Source organism: Actinomycetospora sp. CA-053990 (assembly GCF_050948445.1).
In the GTDB taxonomy this organism is placed as follows: domain Bacteria; phylum Actinomycetota; class Actinomycetes; order Mycobacteriales; family Pseudonocardiaceae; genus Actinomycetospora; species Actinomycetospora callitridis.
In genome coordinates this window covers 5,189,744-5,213,179 of sequence record NZ_CP192043.1, presented here as the reverse complement: position 1 = coordinate 5,213,179, position 23,436 = coordinate 5,189,744, and the positions used below count along the sequence as shown (strand labels likewise).

Annotated in this window: 21 protein-coding genes; 11 read left to right on the top strand and 10 right to left on the bottom strand. The window is 75.6% G+C overall.

All coding sequences use genetic code 11. The features are described from left to right. Positions 1 to 9: 9 nt before the first annotated feature. From ACQPYN_RS26680 to ACQPYN_RS26645, 8 genes are all read right to left on the bottom strand, one after another. Positions 10 to 1,410, bottom strand: a complete 1,401-nt coding sequence (locus ACQPYN_RS26680) for an MFS transporter (RefSeq protein ID WP_433029508.1) — start codon at positions 1,408 to 1,410, stop codon at positions 10 to 12. After that, positions 1,410 to 1,859, bottom strand: coding sequence for a MarR family winged helix-turn-helix transcriptional regulator (locus ACQPYN_RS26675; RefSeq protein WP_433029506.1), 450 nt, complete (start codon positions 1,857 to 1,859; stop codon positions 1,410 to 1,412). Before ACQPYN_RS26675 ends, ACQPYN_RS26680 begins: the two co-directional genes overlap by 1 nt. A gap of 32 nt (positions 1,860 to 1,891) precedes the next feature. Beyond that, a complete protein-coding gene (locus ACQPYN_RS26670; RefSeq protein WP_433029504.1) occupies positions 1,892 to 2,899 on the bottom strand; it encodes an alpha/beta fold hydrolase in 1,008 nt (335 codons plus the stop codon). A gap of 109 nt (positions 2,900 to 3,008) precedes the next feature. Further along, on the bottom strand, positions 3,009 to 4,250 hold the full coding sequence (locus ACQPYN_RS26665; protein ID WP_433029502.1) for a glycoside hydrolase family 88 protein: 1,242 nt from the start codon (positions 4,248 to 4,250) through the stop codon (positions 3,009 to 3,011). A 115-nt stretch (positions 4,251 to 4,365) separates the two neighbouring features. Next, a complete protein-coding gene (locus ACQPYN_RS26660; protein ID WP_433029500.1) occupies positions 4,366 to 4,614 on the bottom strand; it encodes a hypothetical protein in 249 nt (82 codons plus the stop codon). A gap of 203 nt (positions 4,615 to 4,817) precedes the next feature. After that, the gene (locus ACQPYN_RS26655; protein WP_433029498.1) at positions 4,818 to 5,033 is read right to left on the bottom strand and encodes a dodecin family protein; all 216 of its coding nucleotides are present in this window, start codon (positions 5,031 to 5,033) and stop codon (positions 4,818 to 4,820) included. A gap of 69 nt (positions 5,034 to 5,102) precedes the next feature. Then, a complete protein-coding gene (locus tag ACQPYN_RS26650; protein ID WP_433029496.1) occupies positions 5,103 to 6,155 on the bottom strand; it encodes an MBL fold metallo-hydrolase in 1,053 nt (350 codons plus the stop codon). 20 nt (positions 6,156 to 6,175) lie between these two features. Then, the gene (locus tag ACQPYN_RS26645; protein ID WP_433029494.1) at positions 6,176 to 8,404 is read right to left on the bottom strand and encodes an FUSC family protein; all 2,229 of its coding nucleotides are present in this window, start codon (positions 8,402 to 8,404) and stop codon (positions 6,176 to 6,178) included. A 152-nt stretch (positions 8,405 to 8,556) separates the two neighbouring features. Here ACQPYN_RS26645 and ACQPYN_RS26640 point away from each other — a divergent pair, with 152 nt between their 5' ends. Continuing rightward, a complete protein-coding gene (locus tag ACQPYN_RS26640; protein ID WP_433029492.1) occupies positions 8,557 to 8,907 on the top strand; it encodes a tautomerase family protein in 351 nt (116 codons plus the stop codon). A gap of 7 nt (positions 8,908 to 8,914) precedes the next feature. On the opposite strand, the gene ACQPYN_RS26635 is transcribed toward ACQPYN_RS26640, so the two are convergent. Both ACQPYN_RS26635 and ACQPYN_RS26630 read right to left on the bottom strand, forming a co-directional pair. Continuing rightward, on the bottom strand, positions 8,915 to 10,036 hold the full coding sequence (locus tag ACQPYN_RS26635; protein WP_433029490.1) for an acyl-CoA dehydrogenase family protein: 1,122 nt from the start codon (positions 10,034 to 10,036) through the stop codon (positions 8,915 to 8,917). After that, positions 10,033 to 11,211: an acyl-CoA dehydrogenase family protein gene (locus ACQPYN_RS26630; protein WP_433039064.1), complete on the bottom strand. Its 1,179-nt coding sequence runs from the start codon at positions 11,209 to 11,211 to the stop codon at positions 10,033 to 10,035. The genes ACQPYN_RS26635 and ACQPYN_RS26630 overlap by 4 nt, the downstream gene beginning before the upstream one ends. Before the next feature lie 450 nt (positions 11,212 to 11,661). On the opposite strand from ACQPYN_RS26630, the gene ACQPYN_RS26625 reads away from it, so the two are divergent. From ACQPYN_RS26625 to ACQPYN_RS26580, 10 genes are all read left to right on the top strand, one after another. Next, positions 11,662 to 13,143 carry a sugar transferase gene (locus ACQPYN_RS26625; protein WP_433029488.1) on the top strand — a complete coding sequence of 494 codons (1,482 nt, stop codon included), beginning with the start codon at positions 11,662 to 11,664 and terminating at the stop codon, positions 13,141 to 13,143. 19 nt (positions 13,144 to 13,162) lie between these two features. Continuing rightward, entirely contained in the window at positions 13,163 to 14,500 is a 1,338-nt protein-coding gene (locus ACQPYN_RS26620) for a glycosyltransferase family 4 protein (RefSeq protein WP_433029486.1), read from the top strand. Then, entirely contained in the window at positions 14,497 to 15,552 is a 1,056-nt protein-coding gene (gene gmd, locus ACQPYN_RS26615) for a GDP-mannose 4,6-dehydratase (protein ID WP_433029484.1), read from the top strand. Before ACQPYN_RS26620 ends, gmd begins: the two co-directional genes overlap by 4 nt. A 36-nt stretch (positions 15,553 to 15,588) precedes the next feature. Beyond that, positions 15,589 to 16,380: a methyltransferase domain-containing protein gene (locus ACQPYN_RS26610; RefSeq protein ID WP_433029482.1), complete on the top strand. Its 792-nt coding sequence runs from the start codon at positions 15,589 to 15,591 to the stop codon at positions 16,378 to 16,380. A 20-nt stretch (positions 16,381 to 16,400) separates the two neighbouring features. Continuing rightward, positions 16,401 to 17,084, top strand: coding sequence for an acyltransferase (locus ACQPYN_RS26605; protein WP_433029480.1), 684 nt, complete (start codon positions 16,401 to 16,403; stop codon positions 17,082 to 17,084). 65 nt (positions 17,085 to 17,149) lie between these two features. Next, positions 17,150 to 18,394 carry a hypothetical protein gene (locus ACQPYN_RS26600; RefSeq protein WP_433029478.1) on the top strand — a complete coding sequence of 415 codons (1,245 nt, stop codon included), beginning with the start codon at positions 17,150 to 17,152 and terminating at the stop codon, positions 18,392 to 18,394. Beyond that, entirely contained in the window at positions 18,391 to 19,110 is a 720-nt protein-coding gene (locus ACQPYN_RS26595) for a hypothetical protein (protein ID WP_433029476.1), read from the top strand. The genes ACQPYN_RS26600 and ACQPYN_RS26595 overlap by 4 nt, the downstream gene beginning before the upstream one ends. 58 nt (positions 19,111 to 19,168) lie before the next feature. Then, positions 19,169 to 20,650, top strand: a complete 1,482-nt coding sequence (locus ACQPYN_RS26590) for a polysaccharide biosynthesis tyrosine autokinase (RefSeq protein ID WP_433029474.1) — start codon at positions 19,169 to 19,171, stop codon at positions 20,648 to 20,650. Between the two features lie 179 nt (positions 20,651 to 20,829). After that, positions 20,830 to 22,230: a hypothetical protein gene (locus ACQPYN_RS26585; protein WP_433029472.1), complete on the top strand. Its 1,401-nt coding sequence runs from the start codon at positions 20,830 to 20,832 to the stop codon at positions 22,228 to 22,230. Between the two features lie 2 nt (positions 22,231 to 22,232). Then, positions 22,233 to 23,384 carry a glycosyltransferase family 4 protein gene (locus tag ACQPYN_RS26580; protein ID WP_433029470.1) on the top strand — a complete coding sequence of 384 codons (1,152 nt, stop codon included), beginning with the start codon at positions 22,233 to 22,235 and terminating at the stop codon, positions 23,382 to 23,384. Positions 23,385 to 23,436: the final 52 nt, after the last annotated feature.

Here is a 23,436-nt window from a genome sequence, read left to right as displayed (position 1 = left end):
TGAGCCTGCTCAGGCCGCCACGCGGCGCAGGGAACGGTCGGCGACGGTCAGGACGGCGAACAGCACGGACGCGGCGAGCATGACGAGCGCGAGCTCGTGCATGCCCGCGGTGCCGGCGCCGTCGCGGAACACGATGCCGTTCGTCGCCGACGCCGTGATGGCGCCCAGGTAGAAGAACGTCCGCATGAGGCCGGCCGACGAGCCGAGGCGGGCCGGATCGGCCTGGTGGTAGACGGCGTTCTGGTTGGCGAGGTTGTTGAGGCCCTGCGGGATACCGGCGAGCACGGCGACGGCGAGCAGGAACCACAGGGCGCTCTGCGCGTCGACGAACAGCAGCAGGACGGCCAGCGCCACCTGCGCGAGCGCCCCGACCAGCAGCTTGCCGCGGATGCGCGGCGACCGTCCGGTGATCGACGAGACCACGATCCCGGCGGCGAACACGGGCAGCAGCACGAGCCCCGCGATCTGCGGGGAGAGCCCGCGCCCCTCCTCGAGCCACTGGGTGAAGCCGTAGAGCAGGGCGTACGACGTGACCGCCGCGAGCAGCGACCGGGCGTAGGTGGCGAGCAGCGGGAGGTTGCCGCCGAGCAGGCGCAGGTCGAGGAACGGGGCCGGCGCGCGCAGCTCCCACCACGTCAGCCCGGCCCCCGCGGCGACGCTGAGCACGGGCAGCCACCACAGGTCGGCGCGCAGGTGCGTCAGGAACACCAGCAGCGTGACGAGCGTGGCGACGAACAGGGCGATGCCGAGCGGGTCGATCGCGCGGAGCGTCTCGCCGAGGCGTGTGCGTCCCGACGGGGCACGCCGGGGTAGATACAGCGCGCCCAGGACCAGACAGGCCACGGCGAGCGGGACGTTGACCGTGAACGTCGCCCGCCAGCCGCCGACGCCGATGAGGAACCCGCCGAGCGTCGGACCGATCACCGCGACCGTCTGGGTCGACACCGCGAGCACGGTCAGGATGGTCGCCGGGCTGTCCTGCCCGGTGCGGTCGGCCTCGCCGCGGATCAGCGTCATCGCGGCCGGATAGCCCGCGCAGGTCCCCAGCCCGAGCAGGACCCGGGCCAGCACGAGCACGCCGATCGACGGGGCCAGGGCGCCGACGAGGCCGCCGACGCCGATGAGCACCGCGCCGGCGAGGAAGAGCCGTCGGGCGCCGTAGAGGTCGACGAGGCGCCCGACCACGGGCTGGCCGATCGCCGTCGCGAGGTAGAGCCCGGAGACGAGCCAGGCGGTCTGCGCCGGCTCCGCGCCCAGCGCCGCGCCGATGGGCACGAGCGCGACCGCGATCATCGACGAGTTGATCGGGTTGAGGATCGCGCCGAGCACCATGGGGGCGACGAGCCGGCGGTCGAAGTGGTCGGGGGTGGGGGCGGCTCCGGGCCGGAAGCTGTTCAGGGTGGCCGTCATCAGCGGGCGGTCACCACCCGGTCGAGCAGGCCCATGGCGGCGATGACGGTGGCGCGCTCGTCCTCGCTGAGCTGCTCGTGCAGCGTGCGCGCCAGCCACTCCTCGCCCGCGGCGCGGGTGCTGTCGAGCAGCGCCCGGCCGGCGGGGGCGACCGAGATCGTCTGCCGGCGCCCGTCGTCGGGGTCGGGCCGGCGCTCCACCAGGCCGCGCTCGGCGAGCGCGCCCACCGAGACGGCCACCGACTGCGGGCGCACACCCTCGGCGGCCGCGAGCTCGCTGGCCGTGCGCGGACCCTCGCGGTCCAGGCGGCTCAGCAGCGACGTCTGCGTCGGCGTGAGCTCGTCGGGGTCGCGCGACTCGCGCAGGCGCCGCCGCAGCCGTCCCACGGCGACGCGCACCTCGTGCGCCGCCCGCACCGCCGACGTGCTCAGCTCCCCGGTCTCCGCCACGGGGTCCAGGCTAGGTCGACAGTTTCAACTGTTCAATGTGAGCTGTTCAGTTCGTCCTGTCGATCGCCGTCCATGTCGGCATGTCCGGCGATCCGGTCGGCGAACGCCGCGCTGTCGAGCGCGACGGGCGGGTGCTCGGCGAGGAAGCGCAGCAGGCGCTCGGCGAAGGCCTCGGGCTGGTCGGCGTGCGGGAAGTGGCCCGCGCCCTCGAAGAGCGCGAGCTCGCTGCCCGGCACCAGCTCGTGGGCCCGCCTGCCGTGCGCGGCCGGGATCAACGTGTCCGCCGCGCCCCAGGCGATGAGCAACGGCAGGTCTGCGGCCAGGTCGAGGCGCGAGGTGGCCCGCACCCGCTGCCCGCCGCTGTCGATGACGCTGCGCGCGGTGTGCACGAAGGCACGGCGGTGGACGGGGTCGGCGAGCGAGGCGTACGCGCGCCCGGACTCCCACGTCGAGGGGGAGAAGCGGTGCGAGAAGCGGCCCGCGACACCGGCGAGGCGTCGCGCCGCCGACACCACGCCGGTGCCCGCGATGACGGGCAGCACCCACTCGGCGGCGGGCAGCGTCGCCGCCCGCAGGGCCGGGCTGACCTCGCGGCCCAGGCCGCCGGAGTCGATGAGCACCAGACGGCTCGTGTGCTGGGGGAACTGGAACGCGAACTGCTGGGCCACCCCGCCGCCGAGGGAGTGGCCGACGATCGTGGCGCGCTCGTAGCCCAGCGAGACCAGCAGGTCGCGCAGGCCCGTCGCGTAGCCGCCGAGCGAGTAGTCCGCCCAGGGTGCCGACGACGACCCGTGCCCCAGCAGGTCGGGCGCGATGTAGCGCCGGCGGTCGCGGCGCCGCGCCATCTGGGCCAGCAGCGGGCTCCAGGTGTGGGCGGAGCCGGCGATGCCGTGGATGAGCAGGACGAGCTCGCCGTCGCGCTCGTCGACGCCGTCGACGGGACCGGAGTCCCAGAAGGCGACCTGGTCGCCGTGCAGGGTGGCGCGGCGGCGCAGGGTGCGACGCCGCAGCGGCCGGTCGTTCGGGGCCGTGTCGGTCACGCGGGACCTCCCTCGATTCAGCACGAGGGTTCCCTGCTCGCGCAGGTCCGACCCGGTCGGGCGAGGTGAGCCGCGTCAAGCGACCCGGGTCACCCCGGGCCGAGCCGGGTCAGCCGAGTTGGGTGGACGGCCCGACCTGGCGTTCCCAGCGGTTCAGCGCCTCGACGAAGTAGTAGTCGCCGAACATGATCCCCGAGTCCTGCTGGCCCTCGGGCAGGTTCTGCGTGCCGTGGATGAGGATCGAGCGGAACGGGGTGTTCCGCGACAGGTACTCCGGCGACGACAGCGAGCGGAGCATCCCGCGCGCGGCATCGACGTCGCCGGCGGCGCGCACGGGGTCGACCTGGCTGAGCTCGAGCAGCGCGCTCGAGGCGACGGCGGCCGCCGAGGTGTCGCGCGGCTGCGGGGGCGCCTGGGGGACGTCGAAGTCCCAGTAGGGCACGCGGTCGGGCGGCAGGTGCCCGGTGAACCAGTCGGCGGTGCGGTGCGCGGTCTCGAGATAGCGCGGGTCCTGCGTGTAGCGGTAGGCCGTCGCGAAGCCGTAGATCGCCCACGCCTGCCCGCGGGCCCACGTGGAGTCGTCCTTGAAGCCCTGCATCGTGTACGTCCGCTGCAGCGCGCCGGTGCGCTGGTCGTAGCCACCGAACATCGACGTGCTGCCGTCGGGGCGCACGAGGTCGGTCATCGTGCGCTGCGCGTGCCGGTTCGCGATGTCGGTGTACTGCGGACGCCCGTTCTGCCCGGCCCAGTACAGGAGCTCCAGGTTCATCATCGCGTCGATGTTGACCTGGTACTTCTCCTCGTCGTCGCGGTCGTCCCAGACGCGGATCAGTCCGACGGTCGGGTTGAAGCGTGCAGCGAGGGTGTCCGCAGCGGCCAGCGCCGTCTGCTTGGCGGACTCGTCGCCGGTGAGCTGGTGGTCGACCGCGAAGGTCATGAACATCTTGAAGCCGAGGTCGGTGTCGTCGTGCGTCGTCTCCGACGCCAGCGGCGCCTGCCAGCGCTCGGCGCGGTCGCGCCACACCGGGTCCCGCGTGCGTTCGAAGACCCGCCAGAGCGCGGCCGGCAGGAAACCGGCGGTCCAGTCCTCGGCGTCCTTGGTCAGCCAGGTGCCGTCCGGGTTGGTGCGCACCGGGTAGGCGGGCGGCGCGAGCCCGTCGGCCGTCGCGGCCAGGCGCGCGTCCGCGAAGGTGAGGACGGGGCCGGCCGGGTCGGCGGCGGCGGCGGACGCGTCGCGGGCCGTGGCGACCGGTGTCCCGCTCGGTGCGGGCGGGGCCGTCGGCGCCGAGGGCGCGCTGCACCCGGTGACGGCGACCGCCGCGAGCGCGGCGGCCACCAACCCCTGTCGCACGGTCTTCCGGCCTGCTCCCATCGCGAACCCCCGGGTCGCCGGCCGCCGCGGACGTCACGGCGGCCGTACGGGCGCAGGACGCCAACAGCCGCCCCCACCAGCGCCGACGGGCGGCTCAGCCGGCGAGCGGCGAGCGGAGCTGGTCGTGCGCGGCGGTCCGCGGCGCCGGGATGCTCGCGACGACCGCGGCGCGACGGCGGGCGCGGACCACGGCGGCCGCGCGGTCGGCCTCGACGCGCCAACCCTCCACCGTCTGCTGGTCCTCGGTGCCCTTGCGCACCATCGACACGAGCGGCGTGACCATCCACGCACCCGCCCCCGCACCCGCGGCACCGACGACACCCACGATGGCCAGAACGCCCACGACATCCCCCGATGTATCCCCGACGCTCCCCCGATGGAACGTTCTGGATGGTTCTCGCAGCGCAGCGGTCCGTCGTTAACGGGCGTGTGCCACACCACCCGTTCGGTTGACCGTCGAACTTCCGGGCGGGCGGTCGGGAACCCGTTCGCCGTAGCGCGTGCGGAACCCGCAGGATCGTCCCGACGGCGGTGCCGTCCTGCCGATCAGCTGTCGCTCTCGTACTTGAAGGACAGGGACAGCCGCACGCGGTAGTGCGTGATCTGCCCGTTTTCGATCACGAGGTCGGACTTCTCGAGCTCCGCGATCCGGAGGTCGCGCACGGAGCTCGCCGCGGTCTGGATCGCGTTCTGCGCGGCCTTCTCCCACGACTCGGTGCTGGTCCCGATGAGCTGGGTGACGCGGTAGACGCTGTCGGACATGGGGATGGGCCTCCTCGATCGGTTCACGCTGTCACCGAGAGGAGTGCCCGCTGTGACGCAGGCCACACCTCATGCGGCGAAGCGGTACCGACTGCCGACGGAGCCGGGGACGAAGGCGTCCGGGAGCTCGGTGGCGAGGCGCATCTGTGCGCGCCAGCCCGTGCAGTGGGCCGGGACGACGGCGTCGGGGCCGAGCTCGGCGAGGGCGGCCACAGTGGGCTCGATGACGCGCTCGAAGCCCCGGCCGCTGAGGTGCAGCCCGCCGAGGAGGGCGTGCAGGTGCCCGACCCCGGTGAGGCGCAGGGCGTGGCGGGCGATGTTGACGGCGCCCGCGTGCCCGCAGCCGGTGATGACCACCAGGCCGCGGTCGCGGACGTTCACGACGAGGGCCTGGTCGTCGACGATCCACGGATCCGGCCGCCAGTCGCCGTCGGCCCGGGCCTCGTGGTGCGGCATGCCCGTCTCGAAGTCGGTGACGCGGTCGACCTCGCCCGTGACCAGCACGCACCCGTCGAGCAGGACCGACGGCACCCGGCGCTCCACGAGGGAGAAGCCCTCGCCCTCGAGCGCGCGCCGCGACAGGGTCGGCATGACGAACGGCGGCGCGCCGGGCAGGGCGAGGCGGCGCGGGGTGAAGGCGCCGGGGTGCAGCACGAGCGGGAGGTCGTGGCGCCCGAGCCAGCGCACGAGGCCCGGGAAGCCGCCGGTGTGGTCGCCGTGACCGTGGCTCAGGACGACCGCGGCGAACGCCGAGGGGTCGACGTCGAGGCGACGTCCGTTCGACGCCATGCCCTCGGGAGAGACGCCGGTGTCGAAGAGCAGGGTGTGCTCGTGGTCGCCGCGGCGCACGGTGACGACGGCGGCGAAGCCGTGCTCGGCCACCAGACCCGGCGCGGCCTCCCCGTCGACGTACTGCTCGCCGGGCACGCGACGACCGGTGCCGAGCCGGGCGCGGGTGCCCACGGCGTCGTCGGCGAGCAGCGCGTCGAAGACGTTGTCGGTCAGCACCGTGACGGTGACGTCGTCCACCGGGGCGAGCGCGATCGGGTCGACGGCGCCGCCCGGCGCGGGGCGCGGCGCCGCGAGGTGCACCTCGTCGGCACTGGCGGGCTCCCGGCACACACGGGGGAGCGTAGGCGCGTTCACGCCACGAGCGCGCGTCTCCTGCTCGGCGCGGGCGCGAGGACCGCCCCGAGGACGGCGAGGTCGTCGGCGAGCCAGCCCAGCCGGCCCCAGGCGTAGACGAGCCAGAGCGCCTCGCGCGGGTGTTCGCGCCGCCCCGGGGCGTCGGTGATCGCCATCAGGGCGCGGTCGAGGAAGTCCGACGGCAGCCCGAGGAGGGCGGCCGGGTCGGTGGCCGGATCGCGGTCCGCCTGCAGCGCCTCCGCCACCCCGCGGTACCCGTCGGCCAGCACACCCGCGTCGCGGTGGAGCGCCTCGACGAGGTCGGGCCAGGGCGAGACGGTCTCGGGCTCGGCGGGGTCGTCGAGCGCGGAGCGCGCCGCCCGCACGGCCCGGTGCACCACGCCGAGCACCGTGAACCAGTCGACGTCGTCCTCGTACCGCCCGCGGCGCTCGGCCCGGTACTGCAGGAACGTCGCCTCGAAGAGCAGCATCCGGTTGTCGGCGGACGCGAGACGCCGTGCGACCTCGTCGCGCGCGCCCACCCCGGAGAGCCAGGCCGCCATCGCGGTGATGAGGTCCGCGCTCGCGAGCAGGCACCGGGCGGCGTCCCGGCGCATCTCGCCGTGGCCGCCCGCGGGCCACACCGCCGCGCCCACCCCGATCCCGATCACCGCCCCCACGACGACGTCGAGCAGGCGCGCGCCCGCCAGCGCCGGGCCCGCGGGCGCGAGCTGGGCGAACAGGACCGCGACGAGCAAGGTGAACGACGCCTGCCCCGCGATCACCCCGAGCACCTGCCCCGCGCCCACGGCGGCGACGCACAGGACCGGGAAGAGCACGGCGTAGACCACGGTCGCCTGCCCGACGAGCGCGAGCAGGCCGGCCGCGAGCACCGCCCCCGCCGTCGTCCCGACGATGGCGGGGAGCAGGGTCGCGCGCGTCGTCATCACCGACGTCCGCATCAGCGTCAGCGTCGCCAGCAGGACCCACAGCCCGTGCGAGAGGTCGAGCTCACCCGCCACGAACCGCGCGAGCGCGAGCCCGACACCGAGGCGCACCGCGTTCTGCAGGTACACCGAGCGCGGCGAGAGGTGGGCACGAATCCGCCGCCACCACAGCAGCGGGGTGGAGGCGGTCGTCCACCACGCGAGGTCGCCCGGGGCCGGCGTCCGGGGGCGTCCCCGCGGGTCGACGACGATGCGCGCGGCCTGCACGGCGACCCGTGCCGACGACAGGATCTGCCCGACCGCGACGGCCGCCCTGGCGCGGGCGATCGCCTCCTCGCCGTCGCCCACCGTGGCGAGCGCGGCCAGGCGGCGGGCGGTGTACGACGCGCGGGCGGCGTCGACGTCCGCGACCTCCGGCGGCGGACCGTGGCCGAGCAGCGCGTCGGCGGTGCCCCGCAGGGACGCCGCGGTCGCGGCCAGCGGCGCCCGGACGTCGGGGTTGACGCACTCGGCGGGCGCGTCGCCTGCGCTCTCGGTGTCGCCGGCGACGAGCACCTCGACACGTCCCCGCACCGCCCGCAGCGCGGCCCCGAGGTGGGCGAGCCCGCGGTCCTCGGCGCCCGGACCGGTCGGGCGCTCCTCCCACGGCGTGGCGAGCAGCTTGAGGCGCCCGTCGGCGTGCTCCGCGACGGCCCGGCGGGTGGGGAGGTCGCCGACGCCGGTGGTCGCGGCGTCCACGAGGTCCGCGATCGCCCGGGCCGCGGCGGCCGCGCGGCAGGCGTAGCTCTCGATCGGCCGGGGCGGCCAGAGGACGCGGTCGGCGATCGCCAGCAGCCCCATCCCGATCGCCAGACCGATCAGGCGCCCGGGCAGCGTCTCCGGGGCGTAGGGCGGGAACGACGGCAGGATGTAGAGCAGCTGGAGGCCGCTGGCCACGCCGGCGGCACGCGGTCCGCCGGTGGGCAGGAACGCGACGACGACGCCGACCACCAGCATCCCGATCGTCGCGGCCGCCGTGCTCCCGGCGAGCAGTGTCCCGAGCGCCACCAGCACCGATCCGGCGGCGAAGCAGGCCACGAGCGTGCGCGTGCGCTCCCGCGGCGTGCCGACCACCTGGGAGAGCACCCCGAACCCGATCGCCCCGAACACGGCGTAGACCGCCATCGTCGGGCTCCCGAGGCCGTACCGGGTCAGCATGAAGGCGAGCGTCGCGACGACGGCGACGCGGCCCGCGCGCCGGCTCGCGGCGAGCCCCGGGTCGTGGCGCAGGAGCCATCGCAAGCCCCGCCGTCCGGCCATGGGGCGAGTCTGCCGTCCGCCGGGCGCGAGCACGAGGGACAGCGCGGGGGGTCGTGGTGCGTGCCGTGACATCCGGATGAAGCCAGGGCTGGACGGGGGGCCGGTCTCGGGACAAGGCTCGGCGCGTCACCGACGATCAGAGGGAGCCCGACGTGCCGACCTACCTCGTGCGTGCGCGCACCGAGACGCTGGGACCGGGACGGCGAGCGCGGCTCGCCGAGCAGCTGACCGACACGCACACCCGGGTGACGGGCGGATCCTCGTCCTCGGTCCAGGTGATCATCGAGGACCTGCAGGGTCGCGACCACTTCGTCGGGGGCCGCCTGGCGCCGGTGGGGTCGGTGTTCGTCCGCGGGCACCTGCCCGCCGGCGGCGAGGAGGCCACGACGAAGGCCCTCGCGACCGCGGTCCGCGAGGCGGTGGTCGCGGCGACGGACGTCTCCGCGGAGGTGGTGTGGGTCTACCTCTCGGAGCTCGCCGCCGAGGGGATGGTCGAGCCGTGACCTGAGCTCACGAGGGCAGCGCGCACAGGTCGGCCAGCACCGACCGGTGGTGGTCCGCCGAGCCCAGGAGCAGGGCGTCGGCGCGGGCGCGCTTGAGGAACAGGTGCGCCGGGTGCTCCCACGTGAAGCCGATGCCGCCGTGGAGCTGCAGGCCCTCCTCGGCGGCGAGCAGGGCCACCTCGGAGCAGTGCGCCCCGGCGACGGCGGCCGCGATCGGGAGGTCGGGGGAGTCGTCGGCGGCGCACCGGGCGGCGTAGCGGGCCGTGGCGCGCGCCTGGGTGATGGCCACCCAGAGGTCGGCGAGACGGTGCTTGAGGGCCTGGTACGACGCCAGCTGCCGGCCGAACTGGTGGCGGTCGCGCAGGTAGGCGACGGTGTCGGCGAGGCAGCGCTCGGCCAGCCCGAGCTGCTCGGAGGCCAGGATCGCCGCGCCGATCCGGAGTGCGCGATCGACGGCTCCGTCGACTCCGGCACCCGCGACGAGCCGGGCCGGCGCCCCGTCGAACGCGATGTCGGTGAGGCGGCGGGTCATGTCGAGCGACTCGGCGGTGGTGCGGGTGACCCCGTCGCCGTCGGCATCGACGATCGCGAGGCCCTCCGAGACCGGCACGAGCAGCACGTCGGCGGTCACCGCGTCGACGACGGCGGTGACGGTGCCCTGCAGGAGGTCGCCGGCCCCCTGCCGCTCGACCGTCGGCGGGACCGGGCGCCCCGCCCCGCGCGTGGCCCCGACGGCCAGGGCGGCGGTGCGCTCACCGGCGGCGACGGCCGCGAGGAGCTCGTCCTCGCCGGTGCCGAGCAGCAGGGCCGTCGCGACGGCGGTGCCGAGGAACGGGACGGGCGCCACGGCGCGGCCCAGCTCCTCGGCGACGACGGCGACCTCGCGCCACGAGGCGTCCGCGCCGCCGCGCTCCTCGGGCACGGGCAGGCCCGCCACGCCGATCTCCTGCGTGAGCCGCTTCCAGAGGTCGGTGTCGACCGGGTCCTCGGTGTCGGTGCGGGCGAGGACGGTGTCCCAGGGCGCCTGCTTGTCGACGAGCGCGCGCACGCTCGCCCGCAGGTCGTCCTCGATGTCGGAGTAGAGGAGGTCGCCGGTGGTGGGCGTGCCTCCGGGAACAGCGGCGCTCATCGGGGCAGGTCCTTCCACGGGACGTCCTTGTCGGCACGGGCCTCGGCGGGCAGGCCGAGCACGCGCTCGGCGATGACGTTGCGCAGGATCTCCGACGTCCCGCCCTCGATGGAGTTGGCGCGGAAGCGCAGGTAGCGCCAGCCGGCGTCACGGGACGCGTAGTCCTCGACCTCGGGTCGGCGCTCGGTGTAGTCGGCGTAGCGCAGGCCGTCCTCGCCGCGCAGCTCGAGCTCGAGGCTCGAGCACTCCTGGTTCAGACGCGCGTAGGTGATCTTGACGCCCGAGCCCTCGGGTCCCGGCTGGCCCGCGGCCTGCTGCTGGCCGAGGCGCTCCGCGGTGAGGCGGGCGGCCTCGGTCTCGACCCACAGCCGCAGCATCCGGTCGTGCAGGCCGGGGGTGTGCGCCTCGGGGTGCTCGCGCCACCGCGCGGCGAGGGACCCGACGGCGCCGCTCTCGCGCGGTAGCGTGCCGCCGCCGATCGCGACGCGCTCGTTCATCAGCGTGTACTGCGCGACGGCCCAGCCCTGTCCGACCTCGCCGAGGCGCTGGTCGTCGGGGATGCGCACGTCGGTCAGGAAGACCTCGTTGAACTCGGCCTCGCCGGTGATCTGCCGCAGCCCGCGGACCTCCACCCCGGGCGCGGTCATGTCGATCACGAAGTAGGACAGGCCCCGGTGCTTGACCGCCTCGGGGTCGGTGCGGGCGAGCAGGATGCCCCAGCGGGCGTGGTGGGCCATCGAGGTCCACACCTTCTGCCCGTTGAGCACCCACCGGTCGCCGTCCCACACCGCGCTGGTGCCGACACCCGCGAGGTCGGACCCCGCGCCGGGCTCGCTGAAGAGCTGGCACCAGATGTCCTCGCCCGTCCACAGCGACGGGAGCCAGCGCTCCTTCTGGGCGTCGTCGCCGAAGCGCAGGATCGTCGGCGCGGCCATACCGAGGCCGATGACGTTGAGGCGCGGCCGGTTCTCGGGTGACCCGGCGGCGGCGAACGCGGCGTCGACGGCGGCCTGCAGGCCGTTCTCGGCGCCGAGACCGCCCAGGCCCGCGGGGTAGTGCACCCACGCGAGGCCGGCGGCGAAGCGTTCGCGCAGGAACTCGCCGGGCTCGGTGGTCGAGGGGTCGTGGGCGGCGAGGAACTCCTCGACGCGGGCGGCCAGGGCCGTCGCGTCCAGGGAGCCCGCGTCCGGGGGGCTGCCATCAGGAGACTTGGCGGTCGCAGTCACCCCTGCACCCTGCGTCGCCGGCCGGGCCGTGTCGACCCCTCCCGGTCGTCGCCCCGCCGTCACCCGGCCGGGTGTTTCCCCGATCACCGGCGCGGCCCCGGGTGCGCCACGCGGTCACGACGTCCGCCGTGACGCCGTTCAGGGCCCCACGACCGGATCGGGTGAAGAACCGGAGATCTCGCGACACGACTCCGGCCCTCGCGCGTCGGTTCCGACCCGGAGGGCGCGATGACCCCGGATCGTGTCCGCGTGTCGGCGTTCTGTTACCCCGAATGGACGCTGTGGAGCGTCAAGTTGCGCGTTCAGTTACGGCAACCGGCTGTAGCGGCCTCGTCCGATTGCTCGATGCGACCACCAGAAGGTCGGAACCGGGAGAACACCCGCAGCGAGGGGGAGTCGATGAGCAGCGAGACGGAGGTCGTGCGGTCGGTGCACGACCGCGCGGTCACCACGCCGGGCCCGCGGCCCGTCGTGGTCGCCCCGCGCGCCGCGCGTCGTCACCGCACCGTGCTGCGGCGCGCGACGGTCGCGCTCGACGTGGCCGCCGTAGCAAGTGTCGCCGTCGCCGCGCTCGCCGTCGTCGGCGCCACCCCGACGACGCTCGGCCTCGCCGGTGCGACCGTCCTCGCCGAGCTCACGGGCCTCGCGGTCGCCCGCGCCTGGGACCCGGCGGTCCTCGGCACCGGTGAGGCCGAGTTCGCCCGCGTCGCCCGCGGCACGGTCACCGCCACGGTGACGGTCGCGCTCCTCGCGCTCGTGCTCACCGCGTCGGGCGCCGACCCGGTCGGGCACGCCTGGGCGCTGCTCGCCGTCCCCGCCGTCGGCGTCGCCGCCGCGCTCGGACGCCTCGCCCTGCGCGCGGCCGTCGCCCGGGCCCGCCGGCGGGGTCGCTGGACCTCCCCGGTGCTCGCGGTCGGCTCCCCGGCCGCCGTCGCCGACCTCGTCGCCCGCACCCGCCGCGCCCCCGCGCACGGCTGGCGGGTCGTCGCGGCCTGCACGGCCACCGGCGCCGGCCGCCTGGTCGACGCCGACATCGCCGGTGTCCCGGTCGTCGGCGACCTCGACGCCGTCGCCACCGAGGTCCACCGCACCGGCGCCGAGATCGTCGCCGTCGCGCCCTCCCCGGGCTGGACGCCGCGACGCCTCCACGAGCTCGCGTGGCGCCTCGAGGGCCTCGACGTCGACCTCGTCGTCGACCCGGGCCTCATGGAGGTCGCCGGCCCGCGGCTGCACGTCACCCCCGTCGACGGGCTGCCCCTGCTGCGGCTGCGCCCGCCGTCGTTCCGGGGCGGGCCGCAGGCGGTCAAGGCCGTGGTCGACCGCGTCGTCGCCGCGGTCGCGCTGGTCCTGCTCGCGCCGGTGTTCGCCCTGATCGCGGTGCTCGTGCGCCGCGACGGCGGCCCGGTGCTCCACCGCCAGGTCCGGATCGGCCGCGACGGCCGGCCGTTCGCGATGGTCAAGTTCCGTTCGATGGTCGTCGGCGCCGAGCGCGTCCGGCCGATCGGCGAGCACGACGGCGCCGGCCCGCTGTTCAAGCTCCGCGTCGACCCGCGCGTCACCGGGGTCGGCGCCGTGCTGCGGCGCTGGTCGCTCGACGAGCTCCCGCAGCTGGTCAACGTGCTCGGCGGCTCGATGTCGCTGGTCGGGCCGCGGCCGCCGCTGCCCGAGGAGGTGGGGCACTACGCCGAGGACGCCCGCCGGCGCCTGCTCGTGCGCCCCGGCCTGACCGGGCTCTGGCAGGTCAGCGGCCGCTCGGACCTCTCCTGGGAGGACACCGTGCGCCTGGACCTGCGCTACGTCGAGAACTGGTCGCCCGGCCTCGACCTGCTGATCCTCGCCCGCACCCTCACCGCCGTCGTCAGCGCCCGCGGCGCGTACTGAACCCGAAGGAGGCCGCCCCATGTCCGCCGCACCGCTCGAGACCGGCGCCGCGCCCCTCGACATCCTGATCGTCGGGCTCAACCACGCCCCGGAGACCACCGGGATCGCCCCGTACACCACCGGCCTGTCCCGGATGCTCGCCGCCGACGGCCACGCCGTGCACGTCGTGACCGGCATGCCGCACTACCCGCAGTGGCGGGTGGCCGACGACTACCGCGGCGCCCGCCGGGCCCGCCGCGAGCGCGACGGCGCCGTCCGCGTCACCCGCGTCCCGCACCCCGTCCCGGCCCGCCCCACCGGCGCGTCGCGCATCGGGATGGAGGCCGTGTTCGCGATGCGCTCGGCGCTCGTGCGCGGACCCCGCCCCGACGTCGTGCTCGCCGTCAGCCCCGCGCTGCTCTCGGTCGGCGCGGCGCGCTGGGTGGCCCGCACCCGCGGCGGGGGCGCCCCGGTCGGCGTCATCGTCCAGGACCTCTACGGGGCCGCCGTCGCCGAGGCCGGCGCCCTGGGCGGCCGCGGCGCCGGTGCCGTCGGCCGTCTCGAGAGCTCCCTGCTCGGCGGGGCCGACGGCATCGTCGCCGTGCACGACGTCCTGCGCGACGCGCTGCTGCGCGCGGGCCTGCCCGCGGAGCGCGTGACGACGATCCGCAACTGGACCCACCTCGAGCAGACCGATCACCGCACCGACGACGTCATCGCCGCCCGGCGTGCCCTGGGCTGGCCGCAGGGCGAGGCCGTGGTGCTGCACGCCGGCAACATCGGCGCGAAGCAGGGCCTCGACGGCGTCGTCGACGCGGCGCGGCTGGCCGACGCGCGGGGCCTGCCGTTGCGTTTCGTGCTGCTGGGCGACGGCAACCAGCGCGCCCGGCTCGTCGACGCCGCGCGGGGCGTCGAGCGCTTCACGGTGATCGACCCGCTGCCCACCGACACGTTCCGCACCGCCCTCGCGGCCGCCGACGTGCTCCTGCTGCACGAGCGGCCCGAGGTCGCCGAGATGTGCGCGCCCAGCAAGCTGACCTCCTACTTCGCCGCCGGCCGGCCCGTGCTCGCCGCGACGAACGCGACCAGCGCGGCGGCCCGCGAGGTCCGCGCCGCACACGCGGGCCCGATCGTCGCCCCCGGCGACCCGGCCGCCCTCGTCGAGGCCGCGCTCGCCCTGGTCGCCGACCCCGACGCCGCCGCCCGTCACGGCGCCGCGGCCGCCCGCTACGCCGCCGGCTCCTACACCGAGCACGAGGCGCACCGGCGGTACGGCGCCTGGGTGCGCGACCTCGCCGCGGGCCGCATCACCACCGCCCCGGACGTCGACGCCGACGTCCTCACCCTGCCCCGATCCGCCGTCAAGGAGCTGTCGTGACCACTCGCAAGACCGCCTTCATCACCGGCATCACCGGTCAGGACGGCTCGTACCTCGCCGAGCTGCTGCTGGGCAAGGGCTACGAGGTGCACGGTCTGGTGCGGCGCTCGTCGTCGTTCTCGACGGGCCGCCTGGACCACCTCTACGTCGACCCGCACGAGGACGACGTCCGCCTGTTCCTGCACTACGGCGACCTCACCGACTCCTCGCGGCTGGTCACGCTGCTCTCGCGCATCCGGCCCGACGAGGTCTACCACCTGGGCGCGCAGTCCCACGTGCGCGTGAGCTTCGACGAGCCCGAGTTCACCGGCGACACCACGGGCCTGGGCACGATCCGGCTGCTCGAGGCGATCCGCATGATCGGGCTGGAGACGCGCTTCTACCAGGCGTCGAGCTCAGAGATGTTCGGCGCGACGGCGCCGCCGCAGTCGGAGGCCACGCCGTTCCACCCGCGCTCGCCCTACGGCGCGGCCAAGGTCTACGGCTACTGGGTCGCCCGCAACTACCGCGAGGCCTACGGCATGTACGCGGTCAACGGCATCCTGTTCAACCACGAGTCCCCGCGCCGCGGCGAGACGTTCGTGACCCGCAAGATCGCCCGCGCCGCCGCGCGCATCGCGCTGGGCCTCGAGCAGCACCTGCACCTGGGCAACCTCGACGCCGTCCGCGACTGGGGCTTCGCCCCCGAGTACGTCGAGGGCATGTGGCGGATGCTGCAGGCCGAGACCCCCGACGACTACGTCCTCGCCACGGGCACCGCCTCCACCGTCGGCGACTTCGTCCGCCTCACCTTCGACCACGTCGGCCTCGACTGGACCGACCACATCCGCTTCGACGAGCGCTACCTGCGGCCCAGCGAGGTCGACGCGCTGATCGGCGACGCGAGCAAGGCCCGCGACGTCCTCGGCTGGACGGCGCGCACCCACACCCCCGAGCTCGCCCGCGTGATGGTCGACGCCGAGATGGGCGCCCTCGAGGGCCCGGTCGCCTCCCTCACGCCGCTGCCGGTGCTCGGTTTCCAGCACCACACGCCGCGCTCCCTCGCCGGCTGATCCCCCACCACCGCTGTAGAGAGACGAGAACCCGTCATGGCCGAGAACGGCGCCGGCACCTACGAGGAGATCCTCGCCGGCCTCATGGACCGCGAGGTCATCCACCGTCACGACCGCGTCCTGGTGCAGTTCGCCGGGGAGTTCGACCGCGACGTCACCCGCCGCCTCGGCCTGACGCGCTGCACGTTCACGAACCTCGCGCCGACCTCGGTGTCGAGCCGCCTGCCCGAGGCGCGCACGGCCGACGCCCACGCCATGGACGTCCCCGACCGCGGCTACGACCACGTCATCGGGCACGCAGGCCTGCACCACTGCAGCCGCCCGCACGAGGCGCTGCACGAGATGTACCGGATCGCGGCGAAGACCGTCGTGGCCGTCGAGAACCAGGACTCGCCGCTGATGCGAGCCGCGCAGCGCCTCGGCCTCGCGAACTCCTACGAGCTCGACGCCGTCGCCGACGGCGGCGGGACCACCGGAGGGGTCGACGGCACCGGCGTGCCGAACCACGTCTACCGCTGGACCCGCCGCGAGGTCGAGAAGACGATCGCGTCGTTCGACCCGGGCCGCGCGGTCCCCGTCGAGTTCCACTCCCGCTGGCTCATCGGCACCGACCGCGCGCTGACCCCGGGCATGCGCCAGGTCCTCGGCGGCGGGGGGCGCCCGAACCGCGCGGCGCTCGTCGGCGCGGTCAACCTCGCCCTCAACGGCGTCGCCCGCCGCCAGGGCAACATCTTCGGCTTCACGATCCGCAAGGACCTCGCCGCTCCGCGTCCGTGGATGGTCGTGGCCGGCCCGCAGGCCACCGCCGGGGACGAGGCCGTGGCATGAGACTCCGCATGAGACTCCGGATGAGGCTCCGTTCCCGCCGGTCCCGGCTCGTCGCCGCGGGCGTCGCGATGGTGCTGCCGTCGCGGGCGCGCCGCTGGGTGCACACCGGCCTGCTCGGCCACGAGATCGACCCCACGGCGCGCCTCGGGCGCAGCCTCGTCGACGTCGACCGCCTGGTCATGGGCCCCGGCTCGGCCATCGCCAGCTGCTCGGTGATCCGCGGCTGCGAGGAGGTGAACCTCGCCGAGGAGGCCGCCATCGGCCCGCTGGTGTGGGTCAACGCGGTGCGCCGCGACAAGCACTACTTCGTCGACCAGCCGCTGCGCCGGCCCGTGCTGCGCCTCAAGCGCGCGGCGCTCATCAGCTGCCTGCACATGATCGACTGCTGCGACCTCGTCGAGATCGGCGCCTACTCGGGCATCGCGGGATTCGGCTCGCAGATCATGACGCACACCGTCGACATCGTGCGCCTCAAGCAGGTCGCCAAGCCGGTGATCGTGGGCGACCACTCGCTGGTGTCGACGAGCTCGGTCCTGCTGCCCGGGGCGGTCATCCCGGACAACGTCATCGTCTCGGCGGGCTCGGTCGTCAAGGGGCCACTCGCCGAGGGGCACACCCTCTACGAGGGCGTTCCCGCCGTCGCCAAGCGCGCGCTGAAGCCCGAGCTCGCCTTCTTCCACCGCGCTGTCGCGGACGTCCGGTGAGCCCTGCGTCGGGGACCGTGTCGGGGACCGCCGCACGCACGTCCGCTCGCCGTCCCGTTCTCGGGGTGGCCGACCAGATCCTCAGCTCCGGCACCAACTTCCTCACCGCGTTCGTCGCCTCCTGGGCGCTGGCGCCGGCCGGGTTCGCGACGTTCGTCGTCTCGTACGCCGTGGTCACCGTCGTGCTCGCCCTGGGGCGCGCGGTGATCGGCGAGGTCCTGCTGGCCTACCTGCCGACCGTCGCGCGGGACGACCGGGCCGCGATCGTGCGGTCGTCGACGGGGGCCGCGATGGTGCTCGGCGTCGTCGGCTCCGCGGTCTGCCTGGTCGGCGGCGCCCTCGGTCACGACACCCTCTCCGGGCTGGTCTGGCTCGCGCCGTGGGTGCCGATCGCGCTCATGCAGGACGCCCGCCGGTTCGTCTTCCTCAGCCAGGGCCGGCCGGGCCACGCGCTCGCCTCCGACGGGGCCTGGGCCGCCGCGCAGGTCGTCGTGCTCGGCGTCCTGGCCCTCGGCGGGATCGGCTTCAGCGTCGCCGGGCTCGCGACGTCCTGGGGCGTCGGCGCGCTGACCGGCCTGATCGTCGCCGCGGCGATCGGGGGCGGCTCGCTGCGCCCCTGCTGCCCCCGGGCCTGGGCGCGGCGCACGCGCTCGCTGTCGGCCTGGTTCGTGCTCACCTCGGTGCTCGGGCAGTGCGAGATCTACGCCGTGCTGGTGCTCGCGGGCACGCTGCTCGCGCCCACCGACGCTGCGGGGCTCCGCGCGGTGCAGCTGCTGATCTTCCAGCCCACCGCCACGGTCGCGGCGGCGCTGCTCGTGCTCGTCACCCCGCTCGTCGCGGGGGCGGTGGCCCGCCGCGACGTCGAGGCCGCGCGTCACGCGCGGCGGTTCGCGGTGATCGCCTCGGTGGCGCTGGCCGCCGTGGTGCTGATGGTCATCCCGCTGCGCGACACCCTGCTCGACCTGCTGTTCCCGCAGTACACCGGCTACGCCGCGCTCGTCGTGCCGATCGCGCTGCAGTCGGCGTTCTGGGTGCTCGGCGTGCCGTTCCACGCCCAGCTCCGCGGCTTCCACCGCGCCCGCACGCTCTTCGGGCTGCAGGTGCTGGGCTCGACGGTCCTGGTCGGCGCCGCCACGACGGGCATGGGCCTCGGCGGCGTCGTCGCCCTCGCCTGGGGCCTCGCCGGCGCCGCGCTGCTCGTCGACCTGATCCTGCTGTGCACGACCCCCGCCCCGCGGCACGCCGGTCACGGCAACCGCGCGACAGTTCCCGCCCCCGCCGCCGCGGGCGATCTCGAGGTGGCCCGGTGACCACCCGCCTCTCCCGCCGCGCCCTCCTCGGCGGCACCGCCGCGCTGCTCCTGGCCGCGGCCTGCAGCTGCTCGACCGACGGCGACACGCCCGTCGTCCCGCCCGCACCGCGGGTCCGGACGGTGTGGCGCGACCACGCCGACGGCCCGATCCCCGCCCGCGGCGACGAGGGCGTGCCGTTCGTGCTCCGCGCGTCGGGGCCCGTCAGCGGGCCGGTGGTGCGCGCGGGCGCACTGGACGGGGAGCTCGGCGACAGCCGCAGCGCCGTCTACGTCAACCAGGACCTGGGCTCGCCCGTGACGCGGCTCGGCGCGCGGTTCGGGTTCGTCCCCGGGCCCGGCACCTCCGACGACGGGTCGCTGTGCCTCGCGGCCTGGCGCGGGGCGCTGCCCCCGGACGGCCCCGGGACGATCGAGGCGCCCGTGCACCTCGTGGCCACCCCGCGGCGCTGGATCCTCGGCGTCGCCCAGGCCTCGCAGCTCCACGAGATCGCCACCGGGAGCTTCGACCCGCCGCTGCCCACCGACGGCACCCCGCTGGTGCTCGACGTGACCCTCACCGGCGACCGCGCCGAGATCGCGCTGCCGGACGGCGCCCCCGCGACGGTGCGCGACGCGCGCATCCCGGCCCTGCCCGCGCCCGTCGCGTGCTGGGAGTTCTACCGCCACGCCCCCGGCGGGACGGCGGTCCGGCTCTACGAGACGTGGGCCGCGTGAGCGCCATCCCGTCAGCCCCGTCAGCGACATCTCCCGACTGCACCCGGAAGGACGTCCCGTGATCGTCAGCCACCTCGCCGCGATCCGCGCGCGCTGGTCGACCCTGGTGGTCTTCGCGCTGATCGGCGTCCTCGTCGGCGTCGGCGTGATCCTGCTGAGCCCGCGCGAGTACCGGTCGACCTCGACGCTCTACGTCGCGAGCGGGGCGTCCGACGCGACCAACGCCTACCAGGGCAGCCTGCTCTCGCAGGAGCGCGTGAAGTCCTACCGCGAGATCCTCGCCAGCGACCGCGTCGCCGAGCAGGTCGCCACCCGCGTCGGCGGCACCACCGCCGACGAGCTGCAGTCCGCGGTGAGCGTCACCAACCAGCCCGAGACCACCCTGCTCCTCGTCTCGGCCACCGAGCGCACCCCCGAGCGCGCCGCGCTCGTCGCCACCACCTACGGCGAGGTCCTCGGCGACGTCGTCGCCGGCATGGAACGCGCCGCCGACCCCACCGCCGGCGCCACCCCGGTGGTCTCGGTGCACACGGCGCTCGCCGCGCAGCCCGACCCGAACCCGGTGTCGCCGCGGCCCGTCGTCGACCTGGTCCTCGGGCTGGTGATGGGCCTGCTCGTCGGCGCCGCGGTCGCGGTGGCCCGGGCCGCGATGGACACCACGGTCACCGACGCGGCCGCGCTCGCCGCGCTCGCCGGTGCCCCCGACCTCGGGCAGGTCGGCCACGACCCCCGCGCCGCCGCGAACCCGCTCGCGGTGCTCGACCGGCCCGCGTCGGCCACCTCCGAGGCCTACCGCAAGCTGCGCAGCAACCTGCGCTTCGTCACCGTCGACCGCGAGGACGGCGCGGCCGTCGTCATGATCACCAGCGCGGTGCCGGGCGAGGGCAAGAGCACCACGGCCGCCAACGTCGCGCTGAGCATCGCCGACCTCGGGGGCCGCGTGCTGCTGCTCGAGGCCGACCTGCGCCGGCCCGTGCTCGCGACGATGTTCGGCCTCGAGCCCGCGGTCGGTCTCACCACGGTGCTCGCGGGCGGCACCCCGGTCGGCCAGGTCGTGCAGCGGACGGGACGCCTGGACGTCGTCGTCGCCGGCCCGGTCCCGCCGAACCCGAGCGAGCTGCTCGAGTCCCGCCGGCTCGGGGCCACCCTCGACGAGCTGCGCGGCCGCTACGACTGGGTGATCGTCGACTCCGCGCCGCTGCTGCCGGTCACCGACGGCGCGGTGCTCTCCCGGCGCTGCGACGCCGTCGTCCTGCTGGCCCGCCACGGGTCCACCTCGACCGGCGCGGTCCGCCAGGCCGTCGCGACGCTGGAGACCGCCGGGGCCCACCTCGTGGGCACCGTGCTCGCGCAGGTCCCGCGCTCCGGGGCCGGCGAGGGGTACGGCTACGGCGCCTACGGGTCCTACGGGTCGGGGTCGGGGTCGGGGGCGGGGTCGGGCTCGCACCGCACCCCCGGCTCGCAGCGCACCCCGGCCCCCGCCCCGGAGCCGACGACCACCCGCATCCGGACCGAGCGGGGGCGCGCGTCGTCCCGATGACGCCACCCAGGAGCGGACCCGTGAGCGCACCCCCGAGCCCGTCGGCCTGGCCGTGCCGGAACCCTCGCGTCCCCGCGGCCGCGGCGCGCACCGCAAGGACAGCACCCGGCCCGCGCCGACGTGGCGGACGCACGGGACCGGCGCCCTCCCCGGCATCACGCCCCCGCGCTGGACGTGCCGTGACCACCACCCAGCGGGGCGCGCTGTACGGCGCCGGGGTGCTCGCCACCGCCGGGCTGACCCTCGCGGCCGTGCACTCCGGGCACGCGCTGGTGTGGCTCGCGCTGCTCGGCGTCCCGTGCGCGGTCGCCTTCGCGGTGCGCCGGCGCTTCCTCGACGGCTGGGTCTCGCCGCTGCTGCTGGTCGCGACGACCCTGCTCGCCACCGCCGGCTTCGGCGCCGCGTTCGGGCGCAGCGTCGGCGCCGCCGGCGGCGTCAGCGCGACCCTGGCGCTCGGCGACTCCGAGACGCTGCGCACCGCGCTGCTGCTCGCCGTGTCGGCGACGACGCTCTTGATCGGCGGGGCGACCGCGCTCGCGGGGCTCGGCGCCGGGCGTCGTCACACCGGCCTCGACGGGATGGCTGCGCAGGCCCTGCTGCCCGACGCCGGCGTGTTCACCGGCGAGCCGTCGACGCGCCTGCTCCTGCTCGGCGCGGCCGCGCTGCCGCTCGCGGCCACGATCGCCGTGCAGGGCCCCGAGCTCCTCTCGCGCAGCTCCTACCTGATCGGCGACGCCGGGTCCGCCGGTGGCGCGATCTCGATGCTCGGCCTCGCCGGCGTGGTCGGCTGCGGCCTCGTCCTCGGCGCCGAGCGCGGCGCCCGCCGGCTCCTCCCGGCCGCCCTCGCCCTCGGCTACGTCCTGCTGTTCTTCGCGCTCGGCAGCCGCCGCCTCGCCCTGGTCCCGCTGCTGCTCGCGGTCGGCGCGCACGTCGCGCGGCCGTCGCGGGGCACGCGGATCGGGCTCGCCGCCGCACTCGTCGCGAGCCTGCTGCTGCTGCCGATCCCGCTGTTCGTGCGGGGCGTCGGCGCGCACGGGCTGCTGCCCTACCTCGAGGCGCTGCCCGACATCGCCCAGCAGGGCGACCTGCTCGGCGGCGCCGCGGACAACCTGCTGATCTCGTTCCCGCTGATCGGCGCCACCGCCTTCCAGGTGGCCCCGCTGCCCCTGGAGTACTTCTTCGTCCAGATCAACCCGCTGCCCGGGTCGATGGCCGGCTGGTACGACATCTACCAGGGACTGCGCATCAACCAGTTCACGCCGTTCGCGGGCGCCGGCGAGCTCGGCAACTACGGCTGGGGCGTGCTGGTCGGCTTCTGGTTCGTCGTCGGGCTCTTCCTCGGCACCGTCGACCACCGGATCGCCGTGCTCCTCGAGACCGGCCGGCGCGGGGTCGCGCTGGTGCTCACCGCCCTGCCGCTCGTCTTCACCGTGTTGATCACGCAGTACAACCTGCGCTCCGCCGTGCGCCTGCTGATGTACACGGCCGTCGTCCTGCTCGCCGTCCGGGCGCTCGACGGCGCCAGGTCCCTCGCCGCCAGATCCCCCGTTGGCCGCCTCCCTCACCCCCAGAAGGCCTGACCATGCGCATCGCCGTCGTCCACAGCTTCTACTCCAGCCGCGTCCCGAGCGGCGAGAACCAGGTGGTGCTGGCCCAGGTCGAGGCCCTGCGCGCCGAGGGGCACGAGGTCGCGCTCGTCGCCCGCCACACCGACGAACGCCTGGCGCGTGCGTCGTACCCGGTGGAGGCCGCGCTGACCACGGCGACCGGGGTCGGCCCCGACCCGACGGCCGAGCTCGCCGCGTTCGTGCCCGACGTGGTGCACGTGCACAACCTCTTCCCGAACTTCGGCACCGGGTGGCTGCGCGACTGGCCCGGACGGATCGTCGCGACGCTGCACAACTTCCGGCCGATGTGCGCCAACGGCTACCTCTTCCGCGACGGCGCCCCGTGCACCGCCTGCCCGTCGGGCGACCGCTGGGGGGCGGTGCGCCACGGCTGCTTCCACGGCTCGCGCGTCGCGTCGCTGCCGCTGGCGTGGCGCGGCCGGCACGGGGTCTCGGCGGACCCGCTGCTCGCCCGCGCCGACGCGATCGTCGTCCTCTCCGAGCGCGCGCGCCGCACCTACGCCGACGCCGGCGTCGGGGCCGAGCGCCTGCACGTCGTGCCGAACTTCGTGACGGCCGGCGCGACCCCGACCACGACCGTCGGCGACCGCTGGCTCTGCATCGCCCGCCTCACCCCCGAGAAGGGTGTGCTCGAGCTCGTGCGTTCCTGGCCGACCGGCGTCGGGCTCGACATCGTGGGCGAGGGCGCGCTGCGGGCCGAGATCGAGGACGCCCTCCTCCAGGTCGGGGCCCCGGACGGCGTCCGGCTGCTCGGCGGCATGGACAACGCCGCGCTGCGCGAGGCCATGGGCGGCTACGCCGGGCTGGTCGTGCCGTCGCGGTGGTTCGAAGGGCTGCCGACGGTGTACCTCGAGGCGCTCGCCGCGGGCGTGCCCGTGCTCGCCGTCGACGGCAACAGCGCCGCCGACGACGTCGCGGCCCACGACCTCGGCGTGGTCACCAGCTCCTCGCCGACCACCGCGGAGCTGCAGGCCGGCATCGACGACGTGCTCGCCCGCGGCGAGGGCTGCGCCGCGCGGCGTCGGCGTCGTTCCGCGCGCGCTTCACCGCGCCGACCTGGGGCGCGGCGATCGCGGCGGTGTACGACGGGACCGCGGTGGCGGTGACCCCGGCGGTGACCCCGGCGGTGTCGGCCCTCCCGCTGTCGGCGTGACGGTG

Coding starts and splice junctions, on each gene's coding strand:
- ACQPYN_RS26680 (WP_433029508.1), bottom strand. CDS start 1,410: ATGACGGCCACCCTGAACAGCTTCCGGCCCGGAGCCGCCCCCACCCCC.
- ACQPYN_RS26655 (WP_433029498.1), bottom strand. CDS start 5,033: ATGTCCGACAGCGTCTACCGCGTCACCCAGCTCATCGGGACCAGCACC.
- ACQPYN_RS26645 (WP_433029494.1), bottom strand. CDS start 8,404: ATGGCCGGACGGCGGGGCTTGCGATGGCTCCTGCGCCACGACCCGGGG.
- ACQPYN_RS26635 (WP_433029490.1), bottom strand. CDS start 10,036: ATGAGCGCCGCTGTTCCCGGAGGCACGCCCACCACCGGCGACCTCCTC.
- ACQPYN_RS26625 (WP_433029488.1), top strand. CDS start 11,662: ATGAGCAGCGAGACGGAGGTCGTGCGGTCGGTGCACGACCGCGCGGTC.
- ACQPYN_RS26620 (WP_433029486.1), top strand. CDS start 13,163: ATGTCCGCCGCACCGCTCGAGACCGGCGCCGCGCCCCTCGACATCCTG.
- ACQPYN_RS26610 (WP_433029482.1), top strand. CDS start 15,589: ATGGCCGAGAACGGCGCCGGCACCTACGAGGAGATCCTCGCCGGCCTC.
- ACQPYN_RS26605 (WP_433029480.1), top strand. CDS start 16,401: ATGAGGCTCCGTTCCCGCCGGTCCCGGCTCGTCGCCGCGGGCGTCGCG.
- ACQPYN_RS26580 (WP_433029470.1), top strand. CDS start 22,233: ATGCGCATCGCCGTCGTCCACAGCTTCTACTCCAGCCGCGTCCCGAGC.